Annotated in this window: 20 protein-coding genes and 1 pseudogene; 8 read left to right on the forward strand and 13 right to left on the reverse strand. The window is 69.1% G+C overall.

Annotation, left to right across the window (positions count from 1 at the left end; translation table 11 throughout):
- Positions 1 to 33 precede the first annotated feature (33 nt).
- Positions 34 to 888 (reverse strand): shikimate dehydrogenase, encoded by an 855-nt coding sequence (locus WJ35_RS28145; RefSeq protein WP_060236072.1) that lies wholly within the window; start codon positions 886 to 888, stop codon positions 34 to 36.
- Positions 885 to 1,340, reverse strand: coding sequence for a type II 3-dehydroquinate dehydratase (gene aroQ, locus WJ35_RS28150; protein ID WP_060236075.1), 456 nt, complete (start codon positions 1,338 to 1,340; stop codon positions 885 to 887). Before aroQ ends, WJ35_RS28145 begins: the two co-directional genes overlap by 4 nt.
- A gap of 253 nt (positions 1,341 to 1,593) precedes the next feature.
- On the opposite strand from aroQ, the gene WJ35_RS28155 reads away from it, so the two are divergent.
- Positions 1,594 to 3,486 (forward strand): bifunctional sugar phosphate isomerase/epimerase/4-hydroxyphenylpyruvate dioxygenase family protein, encoded by a 1,893-nt coding sequence (locus WJ35_RS28155; protein ID WP_060236077.1) that lies wholly within the window; start codon positions 1,594 to 1,596, stop codon positions 3,484 to 3,486.
- 304 nt (positions 3,487 to 3,790) lie between these two features.
- Complete coding sequence (locus WJ35_RS28160; protein ID WP_029226250.1) at positions 3,791 to 4,057, forward strand: hypothetical protein; 267 nt, start codon at positions 3,791 to 3,793, stop codon at positions 4,055 to 4,057.
- A gap of 73 nt (positions 4,058 to 4,130) precedes the next feature.
- Here WJ35_RS28160 and WJ35_RS28165 read toward each other — a convergent pair whose 3' ends face one another.
- Positions 4,131 to 4,925 carry an AraC family transcriptional regulator gene (locus WJ35_RS28165; RefSeq protein ID WP_069240504.1) on the reverse strand — a complete coding sequence of 265 codons (795 nt, stop codon included), beginning with the start codon at positions 4,923 to 4,925 and terminating at the stop codon, positions 4,131 to 4,133.
- Positions 4,926 to 5,842: 917 nt separating this feature from the next.
- On the opposite strand from WJ35_RS28165, the gene WJ35_RS28170 reads away from it, so the two are divergent.
- A complete protein-coding gene (locus tag WJ35_RS28170; RefSeq protein WP_080434899.1) occupies positions 5,843 to 6,979 on the forward strand; it encodes a branched-chain amino acid ABC transporter substrate-binding protein in 1,137 nt (378 codons plus the stop codon).
- 283 nt (positions 6,980 to 7,262) lie between these two features.
- Entirely contained in the window at positions 7,263 to 8,573 is a 1,311-nt protein-coding gene (locus tag WJ35_RS28175; protein ID WP_069240505.1) for an MFS transporter, read from the forward strand.
- A 121-nt stretch (positions 8,574 to 8,694) separates the two neighbouring features.
- Here the strand turns inward: WJ35_RS28175 and WJ35_RS28180 are convergent, their stop codons facing one another.
- The 3 genes from WJ35_RS28180 to garD all read right to left on the reverse strand — a co-directional run bounded on the left by WJ35_RS28180 (position 8,695) and on the right by garD (position 11,490).
- On the reverse strand, positions 8,695 to 9,132 hold the full coding sequence (locus WJ35_RS28180; protein WP_069240665.1) for a DoxX family protein: 438 nt from the start codon (positions 9,130 to 9,132) through the stop codon (positions 8,695 to 8,697).
- Positions 9,133 to 9,310: 178 nt separating this feature from the next.
- Entirely contained in the window at positions 9,311 to 9,766 is a 456-nt protein-coding gene (locus WJ35_RS28185) for an RbsD/FucU family protein (RefSeq protein ID WP_069240506.1), read from the reverse strand.
- Between the two features lie 167 nt (positions 9,767 to 9,933).
- On the reverse strand, positions 9,934 to 11,490 hold the full coding sequence (gene garD / locus WJ35_RS28190) for a galactarate dehydratase (protein ID WP_060236092.1): 1,557 nt from the start codon (positions 11,488 to 11,490) through the stop codon (positions 9,934 to 9,936).
- A 231-nt stretch (positions 11,491 to 11,721) separates the two neighbouring features.
- On the opposite strand from garD, the gene kdgD reads away from it, so the two are divergent.
- The gene (kdgD, locus tag WJ35_RS28195) at positions 11,722 to 12,636 is read left to right on the forward strand and encodes a 5-dehydro-4-deoxyglucarate dehydratase (protein ID WP_069240507.1); all 915 of its coding nucleotides are present in this window, start codon (positions 11,722 to 11,724) and stop codon (positions 12,634 to 12,636) included.
- A 303-nt stretch (positions 12,637 to 12,939) separates the two neighbouring features.
- On the opposite strand, the gene WJ35_RS28200 is transcribed toward kdgD, so the two are convergent.
- Positions 12,940 to 14,517 (reverse strand): aldehyde dehydrogenase (NADP(+)), encoded by a 1,578-nt coding sequence (locus WJ35_RS28200; RefSeq protein WP_069240508.1) that lies wholly within the window; start codon positions 14,515 to 14,517, stop codon positions 12,940 to 12,942.
- Positions 14,518 to 14,765: 248 nt separating this feature from the next.
- On the opposite strand from WJ35_RS28200, the pseudogene WJ35_RS28205 reads away from it, so the two are divergent.
- Together WJ35_RS28205 and WJ35_RS28210 are read left to right on the forward strand one after the other, a co-directional pair.
- Positions 14,766 to 16,141, forward strand: a pseudogene (locus WJ35_RS28205) (MFS transporter).
- Between the two features lie 189 nt (positions 16,142 to 16,330).
- Entirely contained in the window at positions 16,331 to 17,182 is an 852-nt protein-coding gene (locus WJ35_RS28210) for a helix-turn-helix domain-containing protein (RefSeq protein WP_059603030.1), read from the forward strand.
- Between the two features lie 226 nt (positions 17,183 to 17,408).
- On the opposite strand, the gene WJ35_RS28215 is transcribed toward WJ35_RS28210, so the two are convergent.
- Genes WJ35_RS28215 through WJ35_RS28240 form a run of 6 tightly spaced genes read right to left on the reverse strand, consistent with a single transcriptional unit; the run spans position 17,409 to position 23,601 of the window.
- On the reverse strand, positions 17,409 to 18,620 hold the full coding sequence (locus tag WJ35_RS28215; RefSeq protein WP_069240509.1) for an acyl-CoA dehydrogenase family protein: 1,212 nt from the start codon (positions 18,618 to 18,620) through the stop codon (positions 17,409 to 17,411).
- The gene (locus WJ35_RS28220) at positions 18,617 to 19,474 is read right to left on the reverse strand and encodes a hypothetical protein (protein WP_069240510.1); all 858 of its coding nucleotides are present in this window, start codon (positions 19,472 to 19,474) and stop codon (positions 18,617 to 18,619) included. The genes WJ35_RS28215 and WJ35_RS28220 overlap by 4 nt, the downstream gene beginning before the upstream one ends.
- A 56-nt stretch (positions 19,475 to 19,530) precedes the next feature.
- On the reverse strand, positions 19,531 to 20,187 hold the full coding sequence (locus tag WJ35_RS28225; RefSeq protein ID WP_059533709.1) for a methionine ABC transporter permease: 657 nt from the start codon (positions 20,185 to 20,187) through the stop codon (positions 19,531 to 19,533).
- Entirely contained in the window at positions 20,180 to 21,346 is a 1,167-nt protein-coding gene (locus tag WJ35_RS28230; RefSeq protein WP_060236117.1) for a methionine ABC transporter ATP-binding protein, read from the reverse strand. Before WJ35_RS28230 ends, WJ35_RS28225 begins: the two co-directional genes overlap by 8 nt.
- 18 nt (positions 21,347 to 21,364) lie before the next feature.
- Positions 21,365 to 22,762 (reverse strand): LLM class flavin-dependent oxidoreductase, encoded by a 1,398-nt coding sequence (locus WJ35_RS28235; protein WP_060236141.1) that lies wholly within the window; start codon positions 22,760 to 22,762, stop codon positions 21,365 to 21,367.
- 11 nt (positions 22,763 to 22,773) lie between these two features.
- Positions 22,774 to 23,601 (reverse strand): MetQ/NlpA family ABC transporter substrate-binding protein, encoded by an 828-nt coding sequence (locus tag WJ35_RS28240; RefSeq protein WP_060236119.1) that lies wholly within the window; start codon positions 23,599 to 23,601, stop codon positions 22,774 to 22,776.
- Between the two features lie 420 nt (positions 23,602 to 24,021).
- On the opposite strand from WJ35_RS28240, the gene WJ35_RS28245 reads away from it, so the two are divergent.
- Positions 24,022 to 25,362, forward strand: coding sequence for a 2-hydroxycarboxylate transporter family protein (locus WJ35_RS28245; RefSeq protein WP_415874016.1), 1,341 nt, complete (start codon positions 24,022 to 24,024; stop codon positions 25,360 to 25,362).
- Positions 25,363 to 25,409: the final 47 nt, after the last annotated feature.

A 25,409-nucleotide genomic window follows, 5' to 3' on the forward strand; every position in this document is an offset into this window, starting at 1 on the left:
CCTGGTCTCGTCTTTCTCTGGATCTATCGAGGGTCAGCGCGCAACGAGCGCCTGAAAGTGGTCGAACATCCGCTCGGCGTCGGGCGTGCGTCCGGTGAAGATCTCGAACGCGTCGACGGCCTGGTAGACCGCCATTCCGCCGCCCGGCAGCGTCGCGCAGCCCGCCGCGCGCGCCGCCCGGATCAGCTCGGTTTCGAGCGGGAAGTACACGATGTCGGCAACCCACATCCCCGCGCGCAGCAGCTCGGCCGGCAGCGGCAGGCCCGGATGCTTCGCCATGCCGGTCGGCGTCGCGTGGATCAGGCCGGTCGCGGCGCGCATCGCGCTCGCGAGATCGTCGCCCTGCGTCACTTTCGCGGCCGGGAAGCGCTGCTGCAGTTCGTCGGCGAGCGCGCGGGAGCGCGACGCGTCGACGTCGAAGATCGCCAGCTCAGCCGCGCCCATCTGCAGCGCCGCATGCGCGACGGCGGCCCCGGCGCCGCCCGCGCCGAGCTGGACGACACGTTCGAGCGATGCGCCCGGCAGCCCGCGCCGGAACGACTTCGCGAAGCCCGACCAGTCGGTGTTGTGGCCGATCCGCTTGCCGTCCTTGAACAGCACGGTGTTGACCGCGCCGAGCGCGCGCGCGTCGTCGGACAGCGCGTCGAGGTGCTCGATCACGCGCTGCTTGCACGGGTGCGTGATGTTCAGGCCCGTAAAGCCCATCTGCTCGGCGGCCGCGAGCAGTTGCGGCAGCGCGTCGGCGGTCAGGCCGAGCACGTCGAGGTCGATGCGCCGGTACACATAGCCGAATCCCTGGCGGAATCCTTCTTCCTCATGCATCGCGGGAGACAGCGAACCGCCGATGCCCTGGCCGATCAGGCCGATCAGAAAGGACGGGCGGCTCATCGCGCGGCTCCTTGCGAAAGAATGGTGGACATGCGCTGCAGCGCGAACACGTAGCCTTCGGTGCCGCAGCCGCAGATCACGGCTTCGGCGATCGCCGACACGTACGAGTGGTGGCGGAACGGCTCGCGGCGGTGCACGTTCGAGATGTGGACCTCGATCACCGGCTTCGCGATCGCCGACAGCGCATCGGCCAGCGCGACCGACGTGTGCGTGTACGCGGCCGGGTTGATCACGACGCCGTCCGTGTCGTGGCGCGCCGCGTGCAGCCAGTCGATCAGCTGGTGCTCGGCGTTCGATTGGCGAAAGTCGATCTCCAGCCCGAGCGTATCCGCCGCGGCGCGGCAGCGCTGCTCGAGGTCGGCGAGCGTTTCCGCGCCGTAGATGTGGGGTTCACGCGTCCCCAGCAGATTCAGGTTCGGGCCGTTCAGCACCAGGACCTTGCGCTTGCTCATGTCAGGCTCCGAAAAGGGGGGCTCATCACTACGCGACTTCGCCCCCTCACGTCAAGATTCGACGCTAGTGTGCGCTTGCGAAAGCGCAAAGTCTTTTCGGGTTTTCGCTAATTTGTACCAACTAGTTAGTTTGTATAATCCGCTACATCAGCCTAGTAAATTGGGGATATGGCGCGCCCCTATGACTCCACGACTGGTTCATTCAGGGCCAGTCCGGCCGGCGCCGCCCCCCGCTCATCCGCAGGATTCGCCCATGCAGCGCTCGATCGCCACCGTGTCCCTGTCCGGCACGCTCGCCGAGAAGCTCGCCGCCGTCCAGGCCGCGGGTTTCGACGGCGTCGAAATCTTCGAGAACGACCTCGTCTACTTCGACGGCTCGCCCGCCGACGTGCGGAACATGGCCGCCGATCTCGGCCTCGACATCGTGCTGTTCCAGCCGTTTCGCGATTTCGAGGGCGTGAGCCCCGCGCAGCTCGCGCGCAACCTCGACCGCATCAAGCGCAAGTTCGACGTGATGCACGCGCTCGGCACCGACCGCATCCTCGTCTGCAGCAACGTGTCGCCCGATACGAGCGCGGACGACGGGCTGCTCGTCGACCAGCTCGGCGCGCTCGCCGAGGCCGCGCGGCAGGCGGGCGTCGTCGCCGCCTACGAAGCGCTCGCATGGGGGCGGGTCGTGAAGACCTACGGCCACGCGTGGCGGCTCGTGAACGCGGTGAACAGCCCGCATCTCGGGCTCGCGCTCGACAGCTTCCACACGCTGTCGCTCGACGATTCGCCGGACGCGATCGCCGACATCCCCGGCCACCGGATCGCGTTCGTGCAGATCGCCGACGCGCCGAAGCTCGTGATGGACGTGATCGAATGGAGCCGCCACTTCCGCTCGTTCCCCGGCCAGGGCGACTTCGACCTCGCGCGCTTCACCGCGCGCGTGATCGAGGCCGGCTATACGGGGCCGCTGTCGCTCGAGATCTTCAACGACGGCTTCCGCGCGGCGCCGACCGCGCTCACGGCCGCCGACGGCCACCGCTCGCTGCTTTATCTGGAGGAGCAGACGCGCGCACAGCTCGCGCGGGAAAGCCGCGCGCCGGGCGCCGGCCAGCCGCTGTTCGCGCCGCCCGCGCCGCCTGCGCACGTCGGGTTCCAGTTCATCGAATTCGCGGTCGATGCGCGGGCCGCGGCCAACGTCGGCGAGTGGCTCGGCAAGATGCGCTTCCGGCTCGCCGGGCGGCACCGCTCGAAGGACGTGACGCTGTTCCAGCACGGCGCCGCGTCGATCGTGCTGAACGCGGAGCGGGATTCGTTCGCCGACGCGTTCTTCCAGCAGCATGGGCTGTCGCTGTGCGCGTCGGCGTTCCGCGTCGACGACGCGAAAGTTGCGTTCGATCGCGCGGCGGGCTTCGGCTATGCGCCGTTTTCGGGGCGCGTCGGCCCGAACGAGCGCGTGCTGCCGAGCGTGAAGGCGCCGGACGGCAGCCTCGAATACTTCGTCGACGAGGCGCCGAACGCGCCGACGCTCTACGAATCCGATTTCGTGCTGACCGACATCGACGGCCCGAGCGAAGTCGGCCCGCTGACCGGCATCGACCACGTGTGCCTCGCGCTGCCGGGCGACGCGCTCGATACGTGGATCCTGTTCTTCAAGACCGCGTTCGGCTTCGAGGCCGAGCGCAGCTGGCTCGTGCCCGATCCGTACGGGCTGATGCGCAGCCGCGCGGTGCGCAGCGCGGACGGCTCGGTGCGGATCGCGCTGAACGCGTCGGTCGATCGCCACACGGCCGTCGCCGAATCGCTGGACCGCTACCACGGCACCGGGCTGAACCACGTCGCGTTCCGCACCGACGACATCGTGAAGACGGTCGCAGAATTCGCGGCCGACGGCGTGCCGTTCCTGCGCATCCCGCGCAACTACTACGACGACCTCGCCGCGCGCTACGCGCTGCCGGACGACGTCATCGACACGCTGAGCGCCCACCACCTGCTGTACGACCGCGACGACAGCGGCGGAGAGTTCCTGCATGCGTATACGGAACTGGTCGACAACCGCTTCTCGCTCGAGATCGTCGAGCGGCGCGGCGGGTACGACGGCTACGGCGCGGCGAACGCGGCCGTTCGCCTGGCGGCGCAGGCGCAGCGCCGGAAATAGCGAAGCGGCGAGATTCCGGCTCGGCGCCGGATCGCATGATCGCCAGCGTGCCGCTGTGGCACGGCATACCACGGCCCGGCTCGGCGGAGCGGACTCATCTATGTGAGCAATACGGCGGCGGACGCCCGTCCGGCAAGGCCCGAACGCGCGCGCCCGGCGGCCGGCACACGGCCGCCGTTACGTCCAGTAACGGATGCGGCATCGCAGCATGCGCGGCAAGGCGGCAGTTTTAAGAATCGCTTAAGCCTTCGACGGCACCATCCGCAACCATATCCGAAGAATCCGTCGAACTAGGAGGACAGCGATGAGCGCCGTAGTTGCACCCGCGGGCCGCCCGGCCGCGCCCCCCGCCAAACCCAGGACGATGCTGCGCCGCCTGCTCAGCCATCACGAAATCGCGACGCTGCTCGTGCTGCTGCACGCGCCGATCGGCGCCAACGCCAAACCCGAACTGCCGGCGCTGCAGGAAGCCGGCCTCATCGAAATGATCAAGCTCGACGCCGACGCGCAGCCGAGCTTCCGCCTGACCGAAAACGGCACGGCCGTGCTGAAAGGTCTCGGCTACCGCTGAGCCGTCAGCTTCCCCTTCCCCCACCCGCCCCACGCCCGTCATTGCGCGCCGCCGCCCCGGCGCGCGCGTCGTTTCAACCGGCGCGTTCCTGCAGCATCATCCGGTATTCCGTCGGCGTCACGCCGACCGTCGCCTTGAACTGGCGCGTGAACGCGCTGTGATCGGTGTACCCGCATAGCGCCGCGACGTCGGTCACCTTGTCGTGCGTGACCAGCAGCGCGGTCGCGGCGTCGAGCCGCGTCTTCAGCAGCACCTGGCGCGGCGTCAGGTGGAACACCTTGTGGAAGTAGCGCTCGAGCTGCGCGACCGACATCCCGGCCATCTGCGCGAGCTGCCTCAGGTTCAGCGGCTGCACGTAGTGATCCTGGATGTACTGGACCACGTCCGCGAGCTTGCTGTAGGCCGGATGCGAACCTTCGTGCGCCTTCAGGTCGCGCGAGATGCCCGCGAGGCCGACCACCTTGCCGGCCGCGTCGCGCAGCGGCTCCTTGCAGGTCAGGCACCAGCCCGGCTGGCGGCCGGGGTACAGGTGCAGTTCGAGCTGGTCCGTCAGCTGGTGGCCGGCGGTGATCGTCGCCATGTCCTGCTCGAAGTAGCTGCGGCCGAAGCGCCGCGGGAACACCTCGTCGGTGGTCTTGCCGAGCAGGTCGCGCTTGTCCTTGTAGCCGCAGCGCATCGCCAGCGTGCGGTTGACGAGCGCGTAGCGGCCGTCCGCATCCTTCACGAAGAACGCGACGTCGGGCAGCGCGTCGAAGACCGGCTCGAGCAGCCGGAAATGCGCGAGCATCGCGCCGAAGTCGGCGTTGTCGGGCTGGTAGCGCAAGGTGTCGGACAGGCTCATGGACGGTGCGGCAAGCAAGGTCGTCATCCCGGCATCCGCTAGGCGAGTGGCTGATGGCGTCGATTATAGAAGCGGGCGGTCCGGCGCGGCGCAAGGTTCGCGGTGCGGTGGTTCTCGCGGTGGAGGTGATGGCGAGGGCCGGGGCGCCACGCTTCGCGTCGCGGAACGTTATCGCTACGGGATTGGCGGGTGGAGGGCGTGGGGCGGACTGTCGCCTGTCCGCCTGTCCGCCTGTCCGCCTGTCCGCCTGTCCGCCTGTCCGCCTGTCCGCCTGTCCGCTTGTCCGCTTGTCCGCTTGTCCGCTTGTCCGCTTGTCCGCTTGTCCGCTTGTCCGCTTGTCCGCCTGTCCGCTTGTCCGCTTGTCCGCCTGTCCGCCTGTCCGCCTGTCGCCTGTCGCCTGTCGCCTGTCGCCTGTCGCCCGTCGCCCGTCGCAATTCGCAAATCGCAAATCGCCGGTTGCAGGGAGCTCACAACGCGCCGCGCAGCAGGAGGTTGTACGCGCAACCGCTGCAAGACTCGCAAGGCCCTCATCGGCATCACACATCCCCCGACGCCGCCCCATCGCCACGCCCACCGCCGCCTGCAACCCAAACCCGCCATCCTAGGAACGACGACGTCCCGCGTCTTGGCCCGTCTGCGCATCACCCATGACGATTTCGGCATATATCAGGGTTATCGACGATATGCCGAAATCGTCGCGCGCCACGCATCGAACGCGCAAGACGCGGGAATTTTCACTATCTAGACTTTAATGAACGGTTACGAGACGTCCATCCGCCCCCGCAGCCCACGCCGATTCCGGCACAGCATGCGCTGCGTGCCGCGCATTCGCATCGCCGTGGCGGCGCGTTCCGCACCACGCAGGGTCGAAACGTCTCGCCCGGCTTACCGCACCGGTCGAAGGGTCGGCCGCGGCCCAACCACGCCATCAAGGGGAAGTGAAAGTGAAGCTGAAGGTATCGCACGTCGCGCTGGCCGCCGCCTGCGCACTGTCGGGCGCCCACGCCATCGCCGCCGACGTCGTCAGGATCGGTTTCGCCGCGCCGCTGACCGGGCCGCAATCGAACTACGGCACCGACATGCAGAAAGGCGTGCAGCTCGCGATCGCCGATTTCAACGCGACCAATCCGACGATCGGCGGCAAGCCGGTCACGTTCCAGCTCGATTCGCAGGACGACCAGGCCGACCCGCGCACCGGCACGACCGTCGCGCAGCGCCTGATCGACGACAACGTGCGCGGCATCATCGGCCACTTCAACTCGGGCACCAGCATCCCGGCGTCCGACCTGTACGATCGCGCGGGGCTGCCGCAGATCTCGATGGCGACGTCGCCGCAATACACCGCGCGCGGCTACAAGACCACCTACCGGCTGCTGACGAGCGACGCGCAGGCGGGCCGCATCGTCGGCACCTACGCGGTGAAGACGCTGCACTTCAAGCGCATCGCGATCATCGACGACCGCACCGCGTACGGCCAGGGCATCGCCGACGAATTCGCGAAGGCCGTGCAGGCGGCGGGCGGCACGATCATCAAGCGCGACTTCACGAACGACAAGGCGCTCGACTTCTCCGCGATCCTGACCAACCTGAAAGGGATGAATCCCGACGCGATCTTCTACGGCGGCGGCGACGCGCAATCGTCGCCGATGATCCGCAAGATGCGCCAGCTCGGGATCAAGTCCGCGTTCGTGACGGGCGAGATGTCGCGCTCGCCGACGTTCCTGAAGGTGGGCGGCACGGCGGCGGAAGGCGCGATCGTCTACATGGGCGGGCTGCCGAAGGAGAAGATGCCCGGCTTCGCCGGCTACGCGGCGCGCTACAAGGCGCGCTTCAACGAAGACGTGATCACCTATTCGCCCTACTCGTACGACGGGACGATCGCGCTGCTCACCGCGATGAAGGACGCCAATTCGACCGACCCGAAGGTCTACGCGCCGTATCTCGGCAAGGTAACGGTCAAGGGCGTATCGGCGGAGCGCATCGCCTATGACGCAAAAGGCGACCTGAAGGATGCGCCGGTGACGATCTACCGGGTCGAGGGCGGCGCGTTCAAGCCGGTCGACACGATCGCCGGCAACTGACGCAGCCCCAGCGCGCGCGGCGCGGCGGCGCCCGGTTCGCCCGCCCGCGCCGCGCGCCGCCGCTCGCTGCCGCCGAAAAGTTGCATGCCCGCCTTGCGCACGTTCGTGCTCCTGTAGAATCCTCCCACTCGCTTGACACTCGTCCCCGCTTGCCCGACCCGGGCGACGCGATGCGTGTTCCGTGCGCCATCCGCGCGCGGCGCACCTCGTCGACGAGGCAGGCCGCGCCTTGGAGACGCGGCGCCGATTCAAACAATTAATTCGAATACCGATCGCCCTGACCATGCAAGCTTCCGAATTGAGCGGCGCCCCGCGCGCCGCCGAGCGCGCGCTGACGCGCAGCGACTACAAGACCCTCGGCCTCGCCGCGCTCGGCGGCGCGCTCGAGTTCTACGACTTCATCATCTTCGTGTTCTTCGCGCCCGCGATCGGGCAGCTGTTCTTCCCGCACGACATCCCCGAATGGCTGCGCGTGCTGCAGACCTACGGCATCTTCGCGGCCGGCTATCTCGCGCGTCCGCTCGGCGGCGTGATCATGGCGCACTTCGGCGACCTCGTCGGCCGCAAGCGGATGTTCACGCTGAGCGTGCTGATGATGTCGGTCCCGACGCTGCTGATGGGCCTCCTGCCGACCTACGACACGGTCGGCATCCTCGCACCCGTGCTGCTGCTGCTGTTCCGCATCCTGCAGGGCGCGGCGGTCGGCGGCGAGGTGCCCGGCGCATGGGTGTTCGTGTCCGAGCACGTGCCGTCGCGCCACATCGGCTACGCGTGCGGCACGCTGACCGCGGGCCTCACGGCCGGCATCCTGCTCGGCTCGCTCGTCGCGGCCGGCATCAACCGCCGCTACGCACCCGCCGAGGTCACCGCGTTCGCGTGGCGCATCCCGTTCCTGCTCGGCGGCGTGTTCGGCCTGTTCTCCGTCTACCTGCGCCGCTGGCTGCACGAGACGCCGGTGTTCACCGAAATGAAGGCGAAAAAGGCGCTCGCGGCCGAGATCCCGCTGAAGGCCGTGCTGCGCGACCACGGCCGCGCGGTGATCGTGTCGATGCTGCTCACGTGGATGCTGTCGGCGGCGATCGTCGTCGTGATCCTGATGACGCCCGCGCTGCTGCAGAAGCAGTTCCACCTGTCGCCGGCCACGACGCTGTTCGCGAACAGCATCGCGACGCTGTGCCTGACCGCCGGCTGCATCACCGCGGGCTCGCTCGCCGGCTGGATCGGCGCAAAGCGCGTGCTCGGCCTCGGCGGCCTCGTGCTGGCCGCGTGCTATTACCTGCTGTTCGCGCAGGTCGCGGCCGACGCGTCGACGCTGCCGCTCTACTACGGGATCGCGGGCTTCGCGGTCGGCGCGATCGGCGCGGTGCCGTTCGTGATGGTGAAGAGCTTCCCGGCCGTCGTGCGGTTCTCGGGAATCTCGTTCTCGTACAACGTCGCCTATGCGATCTTCGGCGGCCTGACGCCGGTGATCGTGTCGCTGATGATGAAGTCGAATCCACTCGCGCCGGTGGTGTACGTCGCAGCGATTTGCGTGCTCGGCGCGATCGCGGTGCAGTTCGCGAAGGATGCGAAGGAGCTGACGGACGCTCGCTGAGCGCCGCCTGCGCGCCTAGCAGATGAACGAAGGGCCGAATCCCGCACCTGCGGGATTCGGCCCTTTTGCGTTGGCAGCGCGTGCCGCGCACGTCGGCTGGATCAGTTCTGCTCAGTTCCGCTCAGCGCAGCGCGCCGTACGACGAACTCGGCCGGCGCAGCGCGTCGATGCTCACGCCGCCCGCGCCGGTCACGAACAGCAGCAGGAAGCCGCCGGCGATCGCGACGTTCTTCCAGAAATGGATCACCATCTCGTGCTGGACGGCGGGGTTCGTCGCGTCCCAGAAATTGTGCCCGACCACCGCGGTCGCCAGCGTGTAGAACGCCATCAGCAAGGCGAGCGGCTTCACCTTGTAGCCGACGATCAGCAGCAGCGCGCCGAGCCCTTCGATGGCGACGACGACCGGCGCGACATAGGTCGGAAACGGCACGTTCAGGCCGCGCAGGTAGCCGACCAGGTCGCCGTAGCCGAGCAGCTTCATCACGCCGCCCCACAGAAACAGCGCCGCCAGCGCCAGGCGCGCGAAAAAAATGACGCCGGAATCGACTGGACGCGTCATGCCTTTCTCCTCGTAGCAGTTCGGCCGTCCGCACGGGCGCACCCGTGCGGTTCGAACCGCGCGGCCGAGCGGGGCCGGCGGCAAATGGGCCAGCATAGAGGGTCTTGTGGCCGTGTCCAAGAAAAAGGTTGTAGCAAATCTTTACACTGCAGCCCTTACCGTCGAGGCGGGCACGTCGCTAGCCGGCGTCGCTCAGCAGCACGCCTTTTTTGAAGATGAAGCAGCCGTAGCCGCGCAACTCGCCGGTGACGATCACCGCATACGCCTGCTGCGCGCGCGCGTAGAACGCGAACCGGTCGATGCCGGCGAGCGGCACCGCGCGCCCTTCCGCGCGATCGATCTCGGCCTGCACTTCGCGCTGCACCGGCGGGACGGCAGCCGGATCGCCGACGACTTCCATCCGCGCCGCGGGCGCATCGACGAACGTGTCGAGCGGCAGCACGGACAACACCGCGCGCACGACCCGCGCCGAATCGGCGCCGTCGATGCGCAGCGCGCGGCCGACCGCCGTATGCCGCGCGACGGACTCCGCCGGAAAATTCGCATCGCAGATCACCACTTCGTCGCCGTGGCCCATCGCGCGCAGCGCGTGCAGGATGTCGGCGTGCAGCAGCGGATCGAGGTTCTTCAACATGTGAGCAAGTCTCCGGGATCAGGAACGAACCGCATAACGTTACCCGATCCCGGGCGCCGCGGGCGACGCGTCATGCATGTCAGGCGGCCGCGCGGCGGCGCGATGACGACGTGACGACGGGGGCGCGAAGGCGCCCGCTTCGGCCGCAGCAAGCCACCGCGCGCGCGTCAGGTCACCGGCGCCGGATTGAACAGCGCCAGCGCGTTCGCGAGCTGCCATTGCTCGGCCCACGTGCGGCGCCTGCCGCTCGCGACGTCGAGCATCAGCCGGAACAGTTCCCAGCCCACATCCTCGATCGTCGCCGCGCCGGTCGCAATCTGCCCGGCATCGAGATCCATCAGGTCGTGCCAGCGGCGCGCGAGGTCGCTGCGCGTCGCGACCTTGATCACCGGCACCTGCGCGAGGCCATATGGCGTGCCGCGCCCGGTCGTGAACACGTGCAGGTTCATCCCCGCCGCTAGCTGCAGCGTGCCGCAGATGAAATCGCTCGCGGGCGTCGCCGCGTACAGCAGCCCCTTCTGCCGCGCTCGCTCGCCCGGCGGCACGACGCCGGCGATCGGCGCGCTGCCCGATTTCACGATCGAGCCCATCGCCTTCTCGACGATGTTCGACAGGCCGCCCTTCTTGTTGCCGGGCGTCGTGTTCGCGCTGCGGTCGACGCGGCCGCGCTGCAGGTAGCGGTCGTACCAGTCCATCTCGCGGATGATCGCGCGCGCGACGTCCTCGTTCGCCGCGCGCGACGTGAGCTGCGCGACGCCGTCGCGCACTTCCGTCACCTCGGAGAACATGATCGTCGCGCCTGCGCGCACCAGCAGGTCCGCCGCGAAGCCGACCGCCGGGTTCGCGGTCAGCCCGGAGAACGCGTCGCTGCCGCCGCACTGCACGCCGACCACGAGGTCCGACGCCGGGCAGGTCTCGCGGCGGCGGCGGTTCAGCCGCTCGAGATGCGGCTCGGCCATCGTCATGATCGAGTCGATCATCGAATTGAAGCCGACGTGCGCGGCGTCCTGCAGGCACACGACGCCGCCGTTGTCACCCGGCTCACCATCGGCCGCGACCGGGACAGCGCCCGGCGGCAGCAGGCGGTCCGGCTGCAGCTTCTCGCAGCCGAGGCTCACCGTCATCACCTCGCCGCCGAAGTTCGGGTTCAGGCTGATGTTGCGCAGCGTGCGGATCGGGATGTCGGCGTCCGGCGCGTCGATCGCGACGCCGCAGCCGTACGTGTGCTCGAGCCCGACCACGTCGTCGACGTTCGGATAGCGCGGCAGAAGCTCGGCCTTGATCCGCTTCACCGCGTGCTCGACGACGCCCGACACGCACTGCACGGTCGTCGTGATCGCGAGGATGTTGCGCGTGCCGACCGAGCCGTCCGGATTGCGAAAGCCCTCGAACGTATAGCCTTCGAGCGGCGGCAGCGGCGGCGCCTTGCGGGTCGCGAGCGGCAGGTCGTCGAGGCCCGGCGGCTCGGGCATGCGCATCGTGCGCTCGTTGACCCAGCTGCCGCGCCGCAGGTCGGTCAGCGCATAGCCGATCACGACGCCGTAGCGAACGATCGGATCGCCGGCCGCGAGATCGGCCAGCGCGACCTTGTGCCCCTGCGGCACGCCCTCGCGCAGCGTCAGCCCGTCGGCGAACGTCGCGCCCTCCGGCAGGCCGCCGTCGTTGACGACGATCGCGACGTTGTCGTCCGGATGCACGCGGATATAAAGAGGAGAAGCAGTCATCGGAATTCCTGGAGGCTACCGGACAAATCGTTAGTCATCATATGACATTGAACACCACCGGAGCATCGTGCGTAAACCCCTATCCGGAAAGACCCTATCATCGTGACGACAGCAAAGCGCTTGCACCGCCCTTCCCCATTGTTGTACGATGACATACAACGACATCGCCACTCTTGGCCCGCATGCCGTTCCCGACGAACCCAGCACTCGCGCTAGACGGACGACCCCATCATGACTTCTCCGCAAGAACTCAAACAGATCATTTCCCACGGCCTGCTGTCGTTTCCGCTGACGGATTTCGACGCGAACGGCAACTTCCGCCCGGCGACCTACGCGGAGCGCCTCGAATGGCTCGCGCCGTACGGCGCGACGGCGCTGTTCGCCGCGGGCGGCACGGGTGAATTCTTCTCGCTCACGCAGCGCGAATACTCGGACGTGATCCGCGTCGCGACCGAGACCTGCAAGGGCAAGGTGCCGATCCTGGCCGGCGCGGGCGGCGCGACGAGGGTCGCGATCGAATACGCGCAGGAGGCCGAGCGCCTCGGCGCGAGCGGCATCCTGCTGATGCCGCACTACCTGACCGAAGCGAGCCAGGAAGGCATCGCCGAGCACGTCGAGCAGGTGTGCCGTGCGCTGAAGATCGGCGTGGTGGTCTACAACCGCGCGAATTCGAAGCTGAACGCGGACATGCTCGAGCGCCTCGCCGACCGCTGCCCGAACCTGATCGGCTTCAAGGACGGCGTCGGCGACATCGAGAGCATGGTCACGATCCGCCGCCGCCTCGGCGAGCGCTTCTCGTACCTCGGCGGCCTGCCGACCGCCGAAGTCTATGCGGCGGCATACAAGGCGCTCGGCGTGCCGGTGTATTCGTCGGCGGTGTTCAACTTCATCCCGAAGACCGCGATGGCGTTCTACGAAGCGATCGCGAAGGACGATCACGCGACGGTCGGCCGCCTGCTCGACGAATTCTTCCTGCCGTACCTGCAGATCCGCAACCGCCGCGCGGGTTATGCGGTCAGCATCGTCAAGGCGGGCGCGAAGCTCGTCGGCCACGATGCGGGCCCGGTGCGCGCGCCGCTGATTGATCTCACCGACGACGAAATGGCCGAGCTCGACGCGCTGATCAAGAAGATGGGGCCGCAGTAAGCGCGGCGGGCGGCCGGCGTCGTGCCGGCCGCCGTCGTGAAGTTGCTCGACTGTTTTGCGGCCGGCGCTTGCCGGCCGCTGTCGTTTGGGGCGGCGCAGCGTGCGATGGGCCGGCGGCAGCGCTGCCGAATGCGCAGACTCCGCCCGCATGCGCCGCTGCTGCGGCACCCGGCGCGTCCATTCCATCACTGGTTTGAAACCGCCCCGGCGACGACCAACAAAAAGCGGACGCGGCCAGCCGGCCGCGTCCGCTTTTCCGTTCCGGCATGGCGGCCCGCGCATCCGCGCGGGGCCGCGGCCGCGTCACTCCGCCTTGCCGTCGCGCAGACGCGGAATCCCGAGCGGGTTCGCTTCCTGCAGCCCTTCCGGCAGCAGGTCGTCCGGGAAGTCCTGGTAGCACACCGGCCGCAGGAAGCGGTCGATCGCGGTCGCGCCGACCGACGTGACCGCCGGGTTCGACGTCGCCGGGAACGGCCCGCCGTGCACCATCGCATCGCACACCTCGACGCCGGTCGGGAACCCGTTGACGAGCAGACGCCCCGCCTTGCGCTCCAGGATCGGCAGCAGCCGGCGCGCGAGCGGCTGATCGGCCGCGTCCATCTGCAGCGTCGCCGTCAACTGGCCCTCGAGCGCGTCGAGCACGCGCGCCAGTTCGTCGACGTCGCGGCAGCGCACGATCAGCGACGACGGCCCGAACACCTCGTGGCTGAACGCCGGCTCGTCGAGAAACGCCTGCGCGGACACCTCGAACAGCGCGCCGCTCACGTCGCAGGCGCCCTGCGCCGCCCCGCCCGCGCCGAGCTGGCGCACGCCCGGCAGCTCGGCGAGCTGGCCGCGGCCGGCACGGTACGCTTCGGCGATGCCGCGCGTCAGCATCACGCCCGCCGGCTTCGCCGCGAGCGCCTGCGCGGCGGTCGCTTCGAAGCGGTCGAGATCCGGACCGTCGAGCGCGAGCACGAGCCCCGGGTTCGTGCAGAACTGGCCGACGCCGAGCGTCAGCGAATCGACGAAGCCCGTCGCGATCGCGTCGCCGCGCGCGGCGAGCGCGGCCGGGAACAGCAGCACCGGGTTGATGCTGCTCATTTCCGCATAGACCGGGATCGGCTGCGGGCGCGCGTTCGCAAGCTGCGTCAGCGCGACGCCACCCTGCCTCGAACCGGTGAAGCCGACCGCCTGGATCGCCGGATGGCTGACGAGCGCCGCGCCGATCACGCGGCCCGGCCCGATCAGCAGCGAGAACACGCCGGCCGGCATCCGGCACTTCTCGACTGCCGCGCGGATCGCGCGGCCGACCAGCTCGGACGTGCCGAGATGCGCCTCGTGCGCCTTCACGATCACCGGGCAGCCGGCCGCGAGCGCCGACGCCGTATCGCCGCCGGCCACCGAGAACGCGAGCGGGAAGTTGCTCGCGCCGAACACGGCGACCGGCCCGAGCGGGATCTTCTGCAGCCGCAGGTCGGCGCGCGGCAGCGGCGTGCGCGCGGGCTGGGCCGGATCGATCGACGCGGCGAGGAAGCGGCCGTCGCGCACGACCCGCGCGAACAGGCGCAGCTGGCCGACCGTGCGGCCGCGCTCGCCTTGCAGGCGCGCAACCGGCAGGCCGGTTTCGGCGTGCGCGCGCTCGATCAGCGCATCGCCGAGCGCGACGATCTCGTCCGCGATCGCGTCGAGGAACGCGGCGCGCGCCGCCAGCGGCTGCGCGCGATACGCGTCGAACGCGTCGCGCGCGAGCTCGCACGCGCGCTCGACGTCGGCCGGCCCGCCGACGCCGAACGCTGGCGCGTCGATCGGCGCGCCCCGCGTCGGGTCGAACGCGTGCAAGGTTCCGGACGAGCCGTAGACCGCATCGGCGCCGATCAGCATCTCACCTGTCAGTTGCATGGGGTGTGCTCCGTGGTTCGGGAATGGTGCGCTCATTGTATCTCAACAGATACGATGTCTGCTGACGACGCACTACCGATCGCGCCGCCTGCGAAGGCGCGCACGATACACCGCGGGGCCAATCCGGGCCAAGTTATCCGGCCACTTCCCACACTCTGTGACAGTCATCAAAGGGAAAACCCGAGGTTTATGTATTCGGCCGTTCCCCATAAACTCCCGCCGATGTCATACGACGACGTACATTTAAAGTGACCCATCGAACCTCCTCTCGCGATCTCCCCATCGACCTCGCCGGCAGCGCGCGCCGCACCGCCGTGCGCTACTGGATTCTGGCGATGCTGTTCGTCGTCACGACGCTCAACTACGCCGACCGCGCGCCGCTGTCGATCACCGGCACGCCGATCCGCAAGGCGTTCGGCATCGACCCGGTGACGATGGGCTACATCTTCTCGGCGTTCAGTGGGCGCACATGCTCGCGCAGCTGCCGAGCGGCTGGCTGCTCGACCGCTTCGGCGCTCGGCGCGTCTATGCGGCGAGCATCTTCCTGTGGTCGGCGTTCACGCTGCTGCAAAGCACGATCGGCCTGGGCGGCAGCGCGGCGTTCGCGGTGGCCGCGCTGTTCGCGATGCGCTTCGCGGTGGGCATCGCCGAAGCGCCCGCGTTCCCCGCCAACGCGAAGGTCGTCGCGAGCTGGTTCCCGACCGCGGAGCGCGGCACGGCGTCGGCGATCTTCAACGCCGCGCAGTATTTCGCGGCGGTGGTGTTCTCGCCGCTGATGGCATGGCTCACGCACGCGTACGGCTGGCATCACGTGTATCTGTGGCTCGGCCTCGCCGGCATCGCGCTCGCGTGCCTGTGGCTGCGCGTGATGAAGGACCCGGTCGACCATCCGGCCGTGAACCGCGCGGAACTCGAGCACATCGAGCAAGGCGGCGGCCTCGTGCGCACCATGTCGCGTGGCAACGGCGCGGCGGCGGGCGGCAGCCGCGTCGCGGGCTGGTACTACGTGCGCCAGCTGCTGTCGAACCGGATGCTGCTCGGCGTCTATCTGGGCCAGTACTGCGTGAACGTGCTCACCTATTTCTTCCTCACGTGGTTTCCGATCTACCTCGTGCAGGCGCGCGGGATGTCGCTGCTGAAGGCCGGCTTCATGACGTCGCTGCCGGCGATCTGCGGCTTTCTCGGCGGCGTGCTGGGCGGGATGCTGTCGGACACGCTGATCCGCCGCGGCGTATCGCTGACGATCGCACGCAAGATTCCGATCGTCGGCGGGATGCTCCTGTCGATGGTCATCATCGGCTGCAATTACGTCGACAGCGAAGCGCTGGTGATCGCGCTGATGGCCGTGTCGTTCTTCGGCAAGGGCATCGGCTCGCTCGGCTGGGCCGTCGTCGCGGACACCGCGCCGAAGGAAGCGATCGGCCTGTCCGGCAGCCTGTTCAACATGTTCGGCAATACGGCCGGCATCGTCGCGCCGATCGCGATCGGCTATCTGGTCGGCGCGAGCGGTTCGTTCAACGGCGCGCTCGTGTTCGTCGGGCTCAATGCGCTGGTCACGGTGCTCAGCTATCTCGTGATCGTGAAGGACATCAAGCGCGTCGAGCTGCGTCATCGCGATGCTTGAGGGGCGGTGGCTAGAGGCGCTGGGCTGTGTGATCGGGGGCTGGTGAGGCGGCGGGGGCGTGTGGGGATTGCTTCGGGTGCTTCGGGTGCCTCGCCTCCACCGCTCCGGCGCCCGCCGCGGCCCGCGTAGCCCCAACGCTTACCTCGCAGGTAATACCCGGCGCGTGCGGGATTGCCTATCATCGTCCCCATGAACTCGACCGCCGCCCTCCACTCGCTCCCGTCGTCCGCCGGCCGCGCGTCCGGCATCGGCCCGTTGCTGCGCACCTGGCGGCAACGCCGCCGCCTGAGCCAGATGGCGCTCGCGCTGGAAGCCGAGGTGTCCGCGCGGCACCTGAGCTTCGTCGAATCGGGCCGCGCGCAGCCGAGCCGCGACATGGTGCTGCATCTGGCCGAGCGCCTCGACGTCCCGCTGCGCGAACGCAATGCGCTGCTCGTCGCAGCCGGCTACGCGCCGCTGTTTCGCGAGCGACCATTCTCCGATCCGCAACTGGATGCCGCTCGGCATGCCGTCGAAGCCGTGCTGCGCGGCCACGAGCCGTATCCGGCGCTCGCGGTCGATCGCCACTGGATGCTGCTCGCCGCGAACCGGATGCTCGGCGCGCTCGTCGAGCAAGCCGATCCCGCGCTGCTGCAGCCGCCCGTCAACGTGTTACGGCTCAGCCTGCATCCGGACGGCCTCGCAGCGCAGATCGTCAACTGGCACGAATGGCGCGCGCACGTCCTGCATCGGCTGCAACGGCAGATCGACGCGAGCGGCGACCGCACGCTGCACACGCTGCGCGATGAACTGGCGGCGTATCCGGCGCCGGCCGGCCAGCCCGACGACGCGCAGCCGCGTACCGACTACGCGGACATCGCCGTCCCGCTGCGGCTGCGCACGGCAAGCGGCGGCGAGCTGACGTTCTTCAGCACGACGACGGTATTCGGCACGCCGGTCGACGTCACGCTGTCGGAGCTTGCGATCGAGGCGTTTTTCCCGGCGAACCCGCAGACGGCTGACGCGATGCGCGCACTGGCCGATACGCTGGCGGCGCAGTGAGCGGGCGGGCCGGCGCGGCTGTAGTCGCGCGGCGCGTCGGTCCCGACATGTGACACGGCGCATCTTGCGCGAACGTCGAGCGGCTGACTTAGTGTGCGGAACGGCCCGCGACAGCGATCACACACGGCGCCCGCGAATCGCGTAACGCATGTTCGTTCACGCGGTCGCGTCCCGGCTCGCCACCACGCCATCGACAACCGGCACACGCGAGCGTCCCCCACCGTCGTCACGTATAGAGCGACGCCTGCGGCAACTCACCGGTCAGCGCGAACTTCCCGACGTCGCGCAGCCGGTAGTCGAGCGGATCGTGCAGCGTATGCGTGCGCGCATTGCGCCAGAACCGGTCGAGCCCGAGCGACGCGGCCGTCGCCCGCGCGCCGCACGCATCGAACAGCGCTTCGCCGTTCGCAAGCGCAGCCCGCTGCGCGACGATCTTCGCGTTCGACACCGCGATCGCCACTTCCGCGCGCTGGTTCGCGCTCAACGCGTCGCGCAGCGTCCACGCGCGCTGCAGGTCGAGAGCCGCGCGATCGGCGAGCGCCGCGGCGGCCACCGCCTGCACGCGCATGTCGCCGAAGCGCTGCAGCGTGTACGGATCGTCGGTCGCGCGCTCGACGCCCGCGTGAATCCACGGCCGCCCTTGCCGCAGCACGTATTCGCGCGCGTCGGCCAGCGCGCCTTCGGCGAGCCCGACGAACAGGTTCGTCAGCACCAGTTGCGACACCAGCGTGCGCAGCGTCGCGCGCGGCGTCGGCGGCGCTTCCGAGCGATGCAGCACTTCGTCGGGCGCGAGCGTCACGCCGTCGAACCTCACGCTGCCGCTGTCGGTCTGGCGCTGGCCGATCGGGTCCCAGTCGTCGTTCACGGTGATGCCCGCGCGCGCGGTCGGCACCACGCCGAACACGGTCCGGCCGAGCGCCGGATCGTGCGCGGACACGGTCATCCGCTGCGAGCCGCGCGTGCCCGAGCAAAAGCCCTTCACGCCATCGAGCCGATAGCCGCCGTCGGGCGTCGCGGTCGCGACGAGCCGCGTGTCGAGCGGATTGACCGCATTGCCCCACCACCAGCGTTGCGCGACGGTGCCGCGCAGATAACGCTCGCGCTGCGCGGGGCTGCCCCACACGTCGACGCTCACGACCTGCAGGCACTGGAAGCCGACCAGATGCGCGAGCGCGCTGTCGACGCGCGCGATCTGCCGGATCGCGTCGTAGATCGCGGGCCACGCGGCTTCCTGCCCGCCGAACGCGCGCGGCACCGCGAGCGTCAGCAGGCCGGCGTCGGCAAGCCGCTGCTTCGCATCGGCCGCATGACCGCCGGTGCGGTCGCGCGCGACGGCCGTCTCGCGCAGCGCATCGAGCGCGCGGTCGAGCGCCGCGTCGGCGTGGGCGCGCTCGTCGGTATCCGGCGCGAACGTCGCCGGGCCGCGCGGATCGTTCATGCAACGGCTTCCGCAACGATGGTTTCGCGCGCAACGACGTCGCGTGACAGCGGCGTGAGCGCATCGAGCCGGCGCCCGGTCAGCCGCGCGAGAATCTCGCGGCGCCAGTCGTCGTAGATCGCGCGATAGTCGGCGATGTCCGCGCCGAACACCTCGGCGGTATGCGCATATTCGTCGTGCAGATAGCCGTCGAGCCGCCGCTGCGTTTCCTCGTCGGCGTCGATCACACGCTCGATCAGCGCGTCGCGCTCGGCCGCCGGCAACGCGGCCAGCTTCTCGAACCACCATTGCACGATCTGCACGCGATGCCATTCCTCGTCGGGACGGATGCGGTTCTCGCCGTGCTCGCGCATCGCGCCGTCGGCGATGCCGCCGGTCTTGCGCTGGATCCACAGCTTCGCGAGGATGTGCAGCTCGTAATGCCATTCGAACGCGAGAAAGCCCGCAAGGTCACGCACCGGCAAGTCCCCCAGCCGCGCCCAGTGCGCGGCGACGAGCGCATCGATCTCCGGCAGCGGATCGCGCCCGGTCAGCTCCAGCACGCGCTCGCGGCCGATCACCGCATGCGCGCCGTCGTCGCCGAGCTGGCGCGACAGGATCAGCTGGAAATGCGGATCGTCGCGGAACAGCGTGTCGATCGCCTTCGCGACGACCTGCACGATGAACAGGTCGTGCGACGCCATCTTCGTGTAGTAGTCCGCGACGGCGGCCAGCTCGTCCGCGTTGCGCGGCTCGCGCGGCGGCGCGGCGAGCTTGGCCGGAAAATCGGGACGATGGCGGCGCGCCACGTCCAGGAACAGGGCTTCCTCGAACTGGGCGTTCCACTCGCGCGGCGCGCCGATGGGCAAGGTCATGATGAATCGGTCTCTCAGGATCGTTGGAGGGGAAAGCAGGCGCTTGTGGCGCCCGCTCAGGTGCGCCTGGCCAGTCGTCGGGCCAGGCGGTCGCCCGTGACTTGCACGGCCGAGACGAGCGCGATCAGGATCACGATCACGGTCGCCATGACGGTGGTGTCGAAACGCTGGTAGCCGTAGCGGATCGCGAGGTCGCCGAGCCCGCCCGCGCCGACCGCGCCCGCCATCGCGGTCGAGCCGATCAGCGCGACCACGGTGATCGTGAAGCCGCCGAGCATGCCGGGCAGCGCCTCCGGCAGCAGCACGTGCCACACGATGTGGCGGCGCTTCGCGCCCATCGCGAGCGCGGCCTCGATCAGCCCGCGATCCACTTCGCGCAGGCTCACCTCGGCCACGCGCGCGAAGAACGGAATCGCCGCGATCGACAGCGGCACGACGGCCGCCCACACGCCGATCGTCGTGCCGATCAGCACGCGCGTGAACGGCAGCAGCGCGACGAGCAGGATGATGAACGGCGTCGAGCGGAACACGTTGACGATCGCGCCGAGTGCCGTGTTCAGGCCGCGCCGCGCGTAGATGCCGCCCGGCGCGGTCGTCACGAGGATCACCGCGAGCGGGGTGCCGACGAGCGCCGCGATCGCCGCCGACGCCGCGACCATCGACAGCGTGTCGCGCATCGCGTCGAGCAGTTCGGGCCACCAGAGCTCAAACATAGCCGAGCACCTCCGCATGGTTCGCATGGCGGCGCACGCGTTCGAGCAGCGCGGCGAGCGCGCCAGGCGCGCGCGCGTCGGCCGCCGACGCGATCACGAGGCGGCCCTGCGCGCGCCCCTGGATGCGCTCGACGCCACCGTGCAGGAATCGCACCGAGCCGCCGAGCGCCGCCGCGAGCGCGCCGACGTCCGGCTCGCCGCCGCTCTCGCCCGTATAGCGCAGGTCGAGCACGACCTGCGCGCCGTCGGGCAGCGCCGCGTGCGCGGGCAGCGGCTGCACGCGCGCCGCGAGTTCGGCCGGCAGGTCGTGCACCAGCGTGCTGAGCAGCGCGCGCGTCGCGCCGTGCTGCGGCGCGCCGAACACGCGCCACACGGGGCCCGTCTCGACGACCTCGCCCTGCTCGATCACCGCGACGGTGTCGCACACCGCGCGGATCACTTCCATCTCGTGCGTGATCAGCACGATCGTCAGGCCGAGGCGGCGATTGATGTCGGCGAGCAGCGCGAGGATCGACTGCGTCGTCTCCGGATCGAGCGCCGACGTCGCCTCGTCGCAGAGCAATACTTCAGGATCGTGCACGAGCGCGCGTGCAATGCCGACGCGCTGCTTCTGGCCGCCGGACAGGCTCGCCGGGTATGCGTCGCGCTTCGCGGTCAGCCCGACCAGCTCGAGCAGCGCCGCGACCTTTTGCGCGCGCTCGGCCTTCGGCACGCCGGCGATCTTCAGCGGCAGCGCGACGTTCTCGGCGACCGTCTTCGCGGACAGCAGGTTGAAATGCTGGAACACCATCCCGGTGCGGCGGCGCAGCGCGACGAGGCCGTCCTCGTCGAGCGCGCCGACGTCGACGCCCTGCACGCGCACGCGGCCCGACGTCGGCCGTTCGAGCCCGTTGACGAGCCGCAGCAGCGTCGACTTGCCCGCGCCGCTGCGGCCGATGATGCCGAACACCTCGCCGCGCCGCACGTTAAGCGTCACGTCGCGCAACGCAGCGGCCTGCCCGCGCGGCGACGCGAACACCTTGCCGACCTGCTCCAGCGCGACGGCGACGCCGTCCGCGGCCGCGGCGTCGGCCCGATCGGCCGCGCGCGCCTGCGCGTCACGGCCGGCGGGCACGGCCGACGTGTCGACGAAGCCCAGCGTATCGAAAAATTGCGTCATCGCGTTGCTCCGTTGCGCTCACGCATGCGCGGGCTCGCGCGCGGCCGCCGGCCGGTGCTGCGCGCCCGCATGCCACGCGGGCAGGCGCGCGCCGGCGCCGAACAGCTTCTCGCGCAGCGTCGGCGCGGGATCGTAGTCTTCCTTGTAGACGCCGCGGCTCTGCAGCTCCGGCACGACCCAGTCGACGAAATCCTCGAACGACTCGGGCATCACCGTGCGCGTCAGGTTGAAGCCGTCGATGCCGGTCTCGTCGATCCACGCCTGCAGCTCGTCCGCGACCTGCGACGGCGAGCCGACGATCGGGTGATAGCGGCCGCCGAGCGACATCTGGTCGAGCATGCGCCGCACGGTCCACGCGCCGCTCGTGCTCTTCTTCGAGATCGCGTCGACCGCGGACTGGATCGAATCGGTCTTCACGTACGAGATCGGCTCGTCGAGCCCGTACTTCGCGAAGTCGATGCCGGTCGAGCTCGCGAAATGCGCGAGGCCGGCCTCGGGGCTCGCGTAGCGCCGGTATTCGTCGAACTTCTCGCGCGCGAGCCGTTCGTTCTCGGCGGTGACGACGGTCACGCCGGCAAAGATCCTGATCGACGCCGGATCGCGCCCCTGCCGCGCCGCCGCCGCGCGAATGTCGAGCACCGCCGCGCGCGCGGCCGCCTTGCTCTGGCCGTTCACGAACACGCACTCCGCGTGCCGGCCCGCGAACTCGACGCCGCGCGCCGACGCGCCGGCCTGGTACAGCACCGGCGTGCGCTGCGGCGACGGCTCGCACAGATGGATCGCGTCGATCGAATAGAACGGCCCGTCATGCTTCACGCGCCGCACCTTGCCCGGCTGCGTGAACACGCGTGCGCGTGCGTCGCGGATCACCGCGTCGTCGTCCCAGCTCTGCTCCCACAGCTTGTAGACGACCTCCATGTAGTCGTCCGCGCGCTCATAGCGGTCGTCGTGGCCGATCTGCTGCGCGAGGCCCATCCCGCGCGCGGCGCTGTCGAGATAGCCGGTGACGATGTTCCAGCCGACGCGCCCCTTCGTCAGGTGATCGAGCGTCGACATGCGCCGCGCGAACAGGTACGGCGGCTCGTAGGTCAGGTTCGCGGTCACGCCGAAGCCGAGATGCCGCGTGACCTGCGCCATCGCGGGCACGATCAGCAGCGGATCGTTGACCGGCACCTGCACCGATTCGCGCAGCGCCGCGTCCGGGCCGCCGCCGAACACGTCGTACACGCCGACGATGTCCGCGAGGAAGATGCCGTCGAACTTGCCGCGCTCGAGCGTCTTCGCGAGATCCGCCCAGTAGTCGAGATCGGTGTAGTGCGCGGAGCGGTCGCGCGGGTGCGTCCACAGGCCGTGATTGATGTGCCCGACGCAGTTCATGTTGAATGCGTTGAGCAGGATCTTCTTCTGGTTCGCCATGCGCGCCTCCGTCACCACGCGATCGCGTACAGCGAGCCGAACGCATTGTCGAGCGCCTTGCGCACCGCGGGCGATTGCTGGTAGATCGCGATGAACTTGCGGATGCGCGCGTCGTTCGCGCTCTCCGGCCGCACGACCCACTGCAGCGCGTAGTTCTTGTTCTCGGTGCCGTCGAACAGCAGCGCGCTGTTCGGGTCGGTCGTGCCCGCGAGCTTGATGAAGCTCGGGTAGCCCTGCGCGAGATCGACGTCGTCGAGCGAGCGGGCAAGCTGCGACGCCTCGAGCGCGATGATCTTCAGGTGCTTCGGGTTCGACACGATGTCGTGCGTGGTCGCGCGGTAGTCGACGCCCGGCTTCAGCGTGACGAGCCCCGCGCGCTGCAGCAGCAGCAGGCCGCGCCCGCCGTTGACGGGATCGTTCGCGATCGCGACCGTCGCGCCGTCCTTCAGCTCGCTGAAGCTTTTCACCTTCTTCGAATAGAGGCCGATCTTCATGATCGTGCCCGGCGCGATCGACACGAAGTTGTAGCCGCGCTGCTGCTTCGCGTTCTCGAGGAATGGGACGTGCTGGAAGTAGTTGACGTCGATGTCCTTGTTCGCGAGCGCCGCGTTCGGCGTATTCCAGTCGGTGAACTCGATGATCTTCACGTCGAGCCCCTGCGCCTTCGCTTCCTTCGCGGCGATCTTCAGCGCGTCGATCTGCGGGGTGGTCGACACGCCGACCTTCAGCGGCGCGGGTTCGGCCTGCGCACCGGCCAGCAGGGCCGCGCCGAGCAGCGCGGCCGCCAGCAGGCGGACAACGCGCACGGCGCCGCGGGCGGAAATAACGGGATGCTGCATGGAAGCCATTCTCCAGTCCAAAGACGGTATCGAGGCATGAGCGATGCCGCGGCGAGCGCGCGGGCGCTCTCCGGACAGGGGTTCATGCGTGAGGAAATGATCAGCCGATGATAGAGAGCGGCGGGACGGCGGTCTACGAAGCGATTCTGGGAAGAAAATCGCCGCCAGCGATATGGCGCACTGGCCGAAATCTCGGCCTGCGCGCGGGGCGGATTCCGAAGTTTCGGAACGCCGCCTGCACCGCACAAACATCAGACAACGGAAACCCCCGTCAAATCAACGCGTTGCAGATTCCTCCGCAGGATCGCCGCTGGCACGGACGTTGCGTAATTGTCGGCACACGATGCCGCGCAGCAACGAAGCAGCGCCGGCATTCCAAATCCAAGGAGACACGTCTTGCAGACCTCTACGTCCACCCCGATCCACGCGGAGCCGAGCGCCGCGCCCCGTTCCGACACGCGCACCCGTTTCTGGCCGGAAGGCTGGTGGAAGCTGATGGAAATCCGCATCGGCATCATCCCGCTGCCGATCTACTTCATCCTGCTCGCGCTGATCGTCGGCTTCTCGGTCACCGGCAAGGTGCCCGGCGAGATCTCGATGGCGATCGCCGTGCTCGCGTTCTTCGGCTTCACCTGCGCGGAACTCGGCAAGCGCCTGCCGCTCCTGCGCAACATCGGCGCCGCGGCGATCTTCGCGACCTTCGTGCCGTCCGCGCTGACCTACTACCACGTGCTGCCGAAGCCCGTGCTGACCCTCACGACCGAGTTCACGAAGTCGACGAACTTCCTGTACCTGTTCATCGCGTCGATCATCGTCGGCAGCATCCTGAGCATGGACCGGCGCGTGCTGATCCAGGGCTTCCTGAAGATCTTCATCCCGCTCGCGGTCGGCTCGATCGCCGCGGCGATCGTCGGCACGGCCGTCGGCACCGCGCTCGGCCTCGGTGCGCGGCACACGCTGCTGTACATCGTCGTGCCGATCATGGCAGGCGGCGTCGGCGAAGGCGCGATTCCGCTGTCGATCGGCTATTCGGAAATCCTGCACCTGCCGCAGGGCGAGATGTTCGCGGCCGTGCTGCCGCCGGTGATGCTCGGCAGCCTGACCGCGATCATCCTGTCCGGCGCGCTCGACATGATCGGCAAGCGCCTGCCGCACCTGACCGGCAACGGCCGCCTGCAGGTCGGCGAAAGCGGCGACATGACGCCGGAAAACGAAGAGATCCGCGGCCACGTCGACGTCACGCACATCGCGGGCGCCGGCATCACGGCGATCACGCTGTACCTCGTCGGCCTGATGTCGCACAAGCTGTTCGGCCTGCCCGCGCCGGTCGCGATGCTGTTCCTCGCGGTACTCGTGAAGCTCGCGCGCGCGGTGTCGCCGCCGCTGCAGGAAGGCGCGTTCGTCGTCTACAAGTTCTTCTCGACCGCCGTCACCTATCCGCTGCTGTTCGCGATCGGCGTCGCGATGACGCCGTGGGACAAGCTGACCGCCGCGTTCACGCTGGTCAACGTGATCACGATCGTCGCGACGGTCGCGACACTGATGGGCACGGGCTTCGTGGTCGGCCGCCTGATGAAGATGTACCCTATCGACACGGCCATCGTGAACGCATGCCACAGCGGGCAAGGCGGCACCGGCGACGTCGCGATCCTGACCGCCGCGAACCGGATGCAGCTGATGCCGTTCGCGCAGATCGCGACGCGCATCGGCGGCGCGATCGTCGTCACGGTGACGCTGATCCTGCTGGCGCATCTCGGATGACGCGTCGCCGCGCGTCCGCTCGCGACGGCCACGTGATGCGCGGCGCC

Source organism: Burkholderia ubonensis (genome assembly GCF_001718695.1).
GTDB lineage: Bacteria > Pseudomonadota > Gammaproteobacteria > Burkholderiales > Burkholderiaceae > Burkholderia > Burkholderia ubonensis_B.

Excerpts from the sequence above, each read along its gene's own strand:
- WJ35_RS28145 (WP_060236072.1), bottom strand. The coding sequence starts at position 888 with ATGAGCCGCCCGTCCTTTCTGATCGGCCTGATCGGCCAGGGCATCGGC.
- aroQ (WP_060236075.1), bottom strand. The coding sequence starts at position 1,340 with ATGAGCAAGCGCAAGGTCCTGGTGCTGAACGGCCCGAACCTGAATCTG.
- WJ35_RS28155 (WP_060236077.1), top strand. The coding sequence starts at position 1,594 with ATGCAGCGCTCGATCGCCACCGTGTCCCTGTCCGGCACGCTCGCCGAG.
- WJ35_RS28160 (WP_029226250.1), top strand. The coding sequence starts at position 3,791 with ATGAGCGCCGTAGTTGCACCCGCGGGCCGCCCGGCCGCGCCCCCCGCC.
- WJ35_RS28165 (WP_069240504.1), bottom strand. The coding sequence starts at position 4,925 with ATGACGACCTTGCTTGCCGCACCGTCCATGAGCCTGTCCGACACCTTG.
- WJ35_RS28175 (WP_069240505.1), top strand. The coding sequence starts at position 7,263 with ATGCAAGCTTCCGAATTGAGCGGCGCCCCGCGCGCCGCCGAGCGCGCG.
- WJ35_RS28180 (WP_069240665.1), bottom strand. The coding sequence starts at position 9,132 with ATGACGCGTCCAGTCGATTCCGGCGTCATTTTTTTCGCGCGCCTGGCG.
- WJ35_RS28185 (WP_069240506.1), bottom strand. The coding sequence starts at position 9,766 with ATGTTGAAGAACCTCGATCCGCTGCTGCACGCCGACATCCTGCACGCG.
- garD (WP_060236092.1), bottom strand. The coding sequence starts at position 11,490 with ATGACTGCTTCTCCTCTTTATATCCGCGTGCATCCGGACGACAACGTC.
- kdgD (WP_069240507.1), top strand. The coding sequence starts at position 11,722 with ATGACTTCTCCGCAAGAACTCAAACAGATCATTTCCCACGGCCTGCTG.
- WJ35_RS28200 (WP_069240508.1), bottom strand. The coding sequence starts at position 14,517 with ATGCAACTGACAGGTGAGATGCTGATCGGCGCCGATGCGGTCTACGGC.
- WJ35_RS28210 (WP_059603030.1), top strand. The coding sequence starts at position 16,331 with ATGAACTCGACCGCCGCCCTCCACTCGCTCCCGTCGTCCGCCGGCCGC.
- WJ35_RS28215 (WP_069240509.1), bottom strand. The coding sequence starts at position 18,620 with ATGAACGATCCGCGCGGCCCGGCGACGTTCGCGCCGGATACCGACGAG.
- WJ35_RS28220 (WP_069240510.1), bottom strand. The coding sequence starts at position 19,474 with ATGACCTTGCCCATCGGCGCGCCGCGCGAGTGGAACGCCCAGTTCGAG.
- WJ35_RS28225 (WP_059533709.1), bottom strand. The coding sequence starts at position 20,187 with ATGTTTGAGCTCTGGTGGCCCGAACTGCTCGACGCGATGCGCGACACG.
- WJ35_RS28230 (WP_060236117.1), bottom strand. The coding sequence starts at position 21,346 with ATGACGCAATTTTTCGATACGCTGGGCTTCGTCGACACGTCGGCCGTG.
- WJ35_RS28235 (WP_060236141.1), bottom strand. The coding sequence starts at position 22,762 with ATGGCGAACCAGAAGAAGATCCTGCTCAACGCATTCAACATGAACTGC.
- WJ35_RS28240 (WP_060236119.1), bottom strand. The coding sequence starts at position 23,601 with ATGCAGCATCCCGTTATTTCCGCCCGCGGCGCCGTGCGCGTTGTCCGC.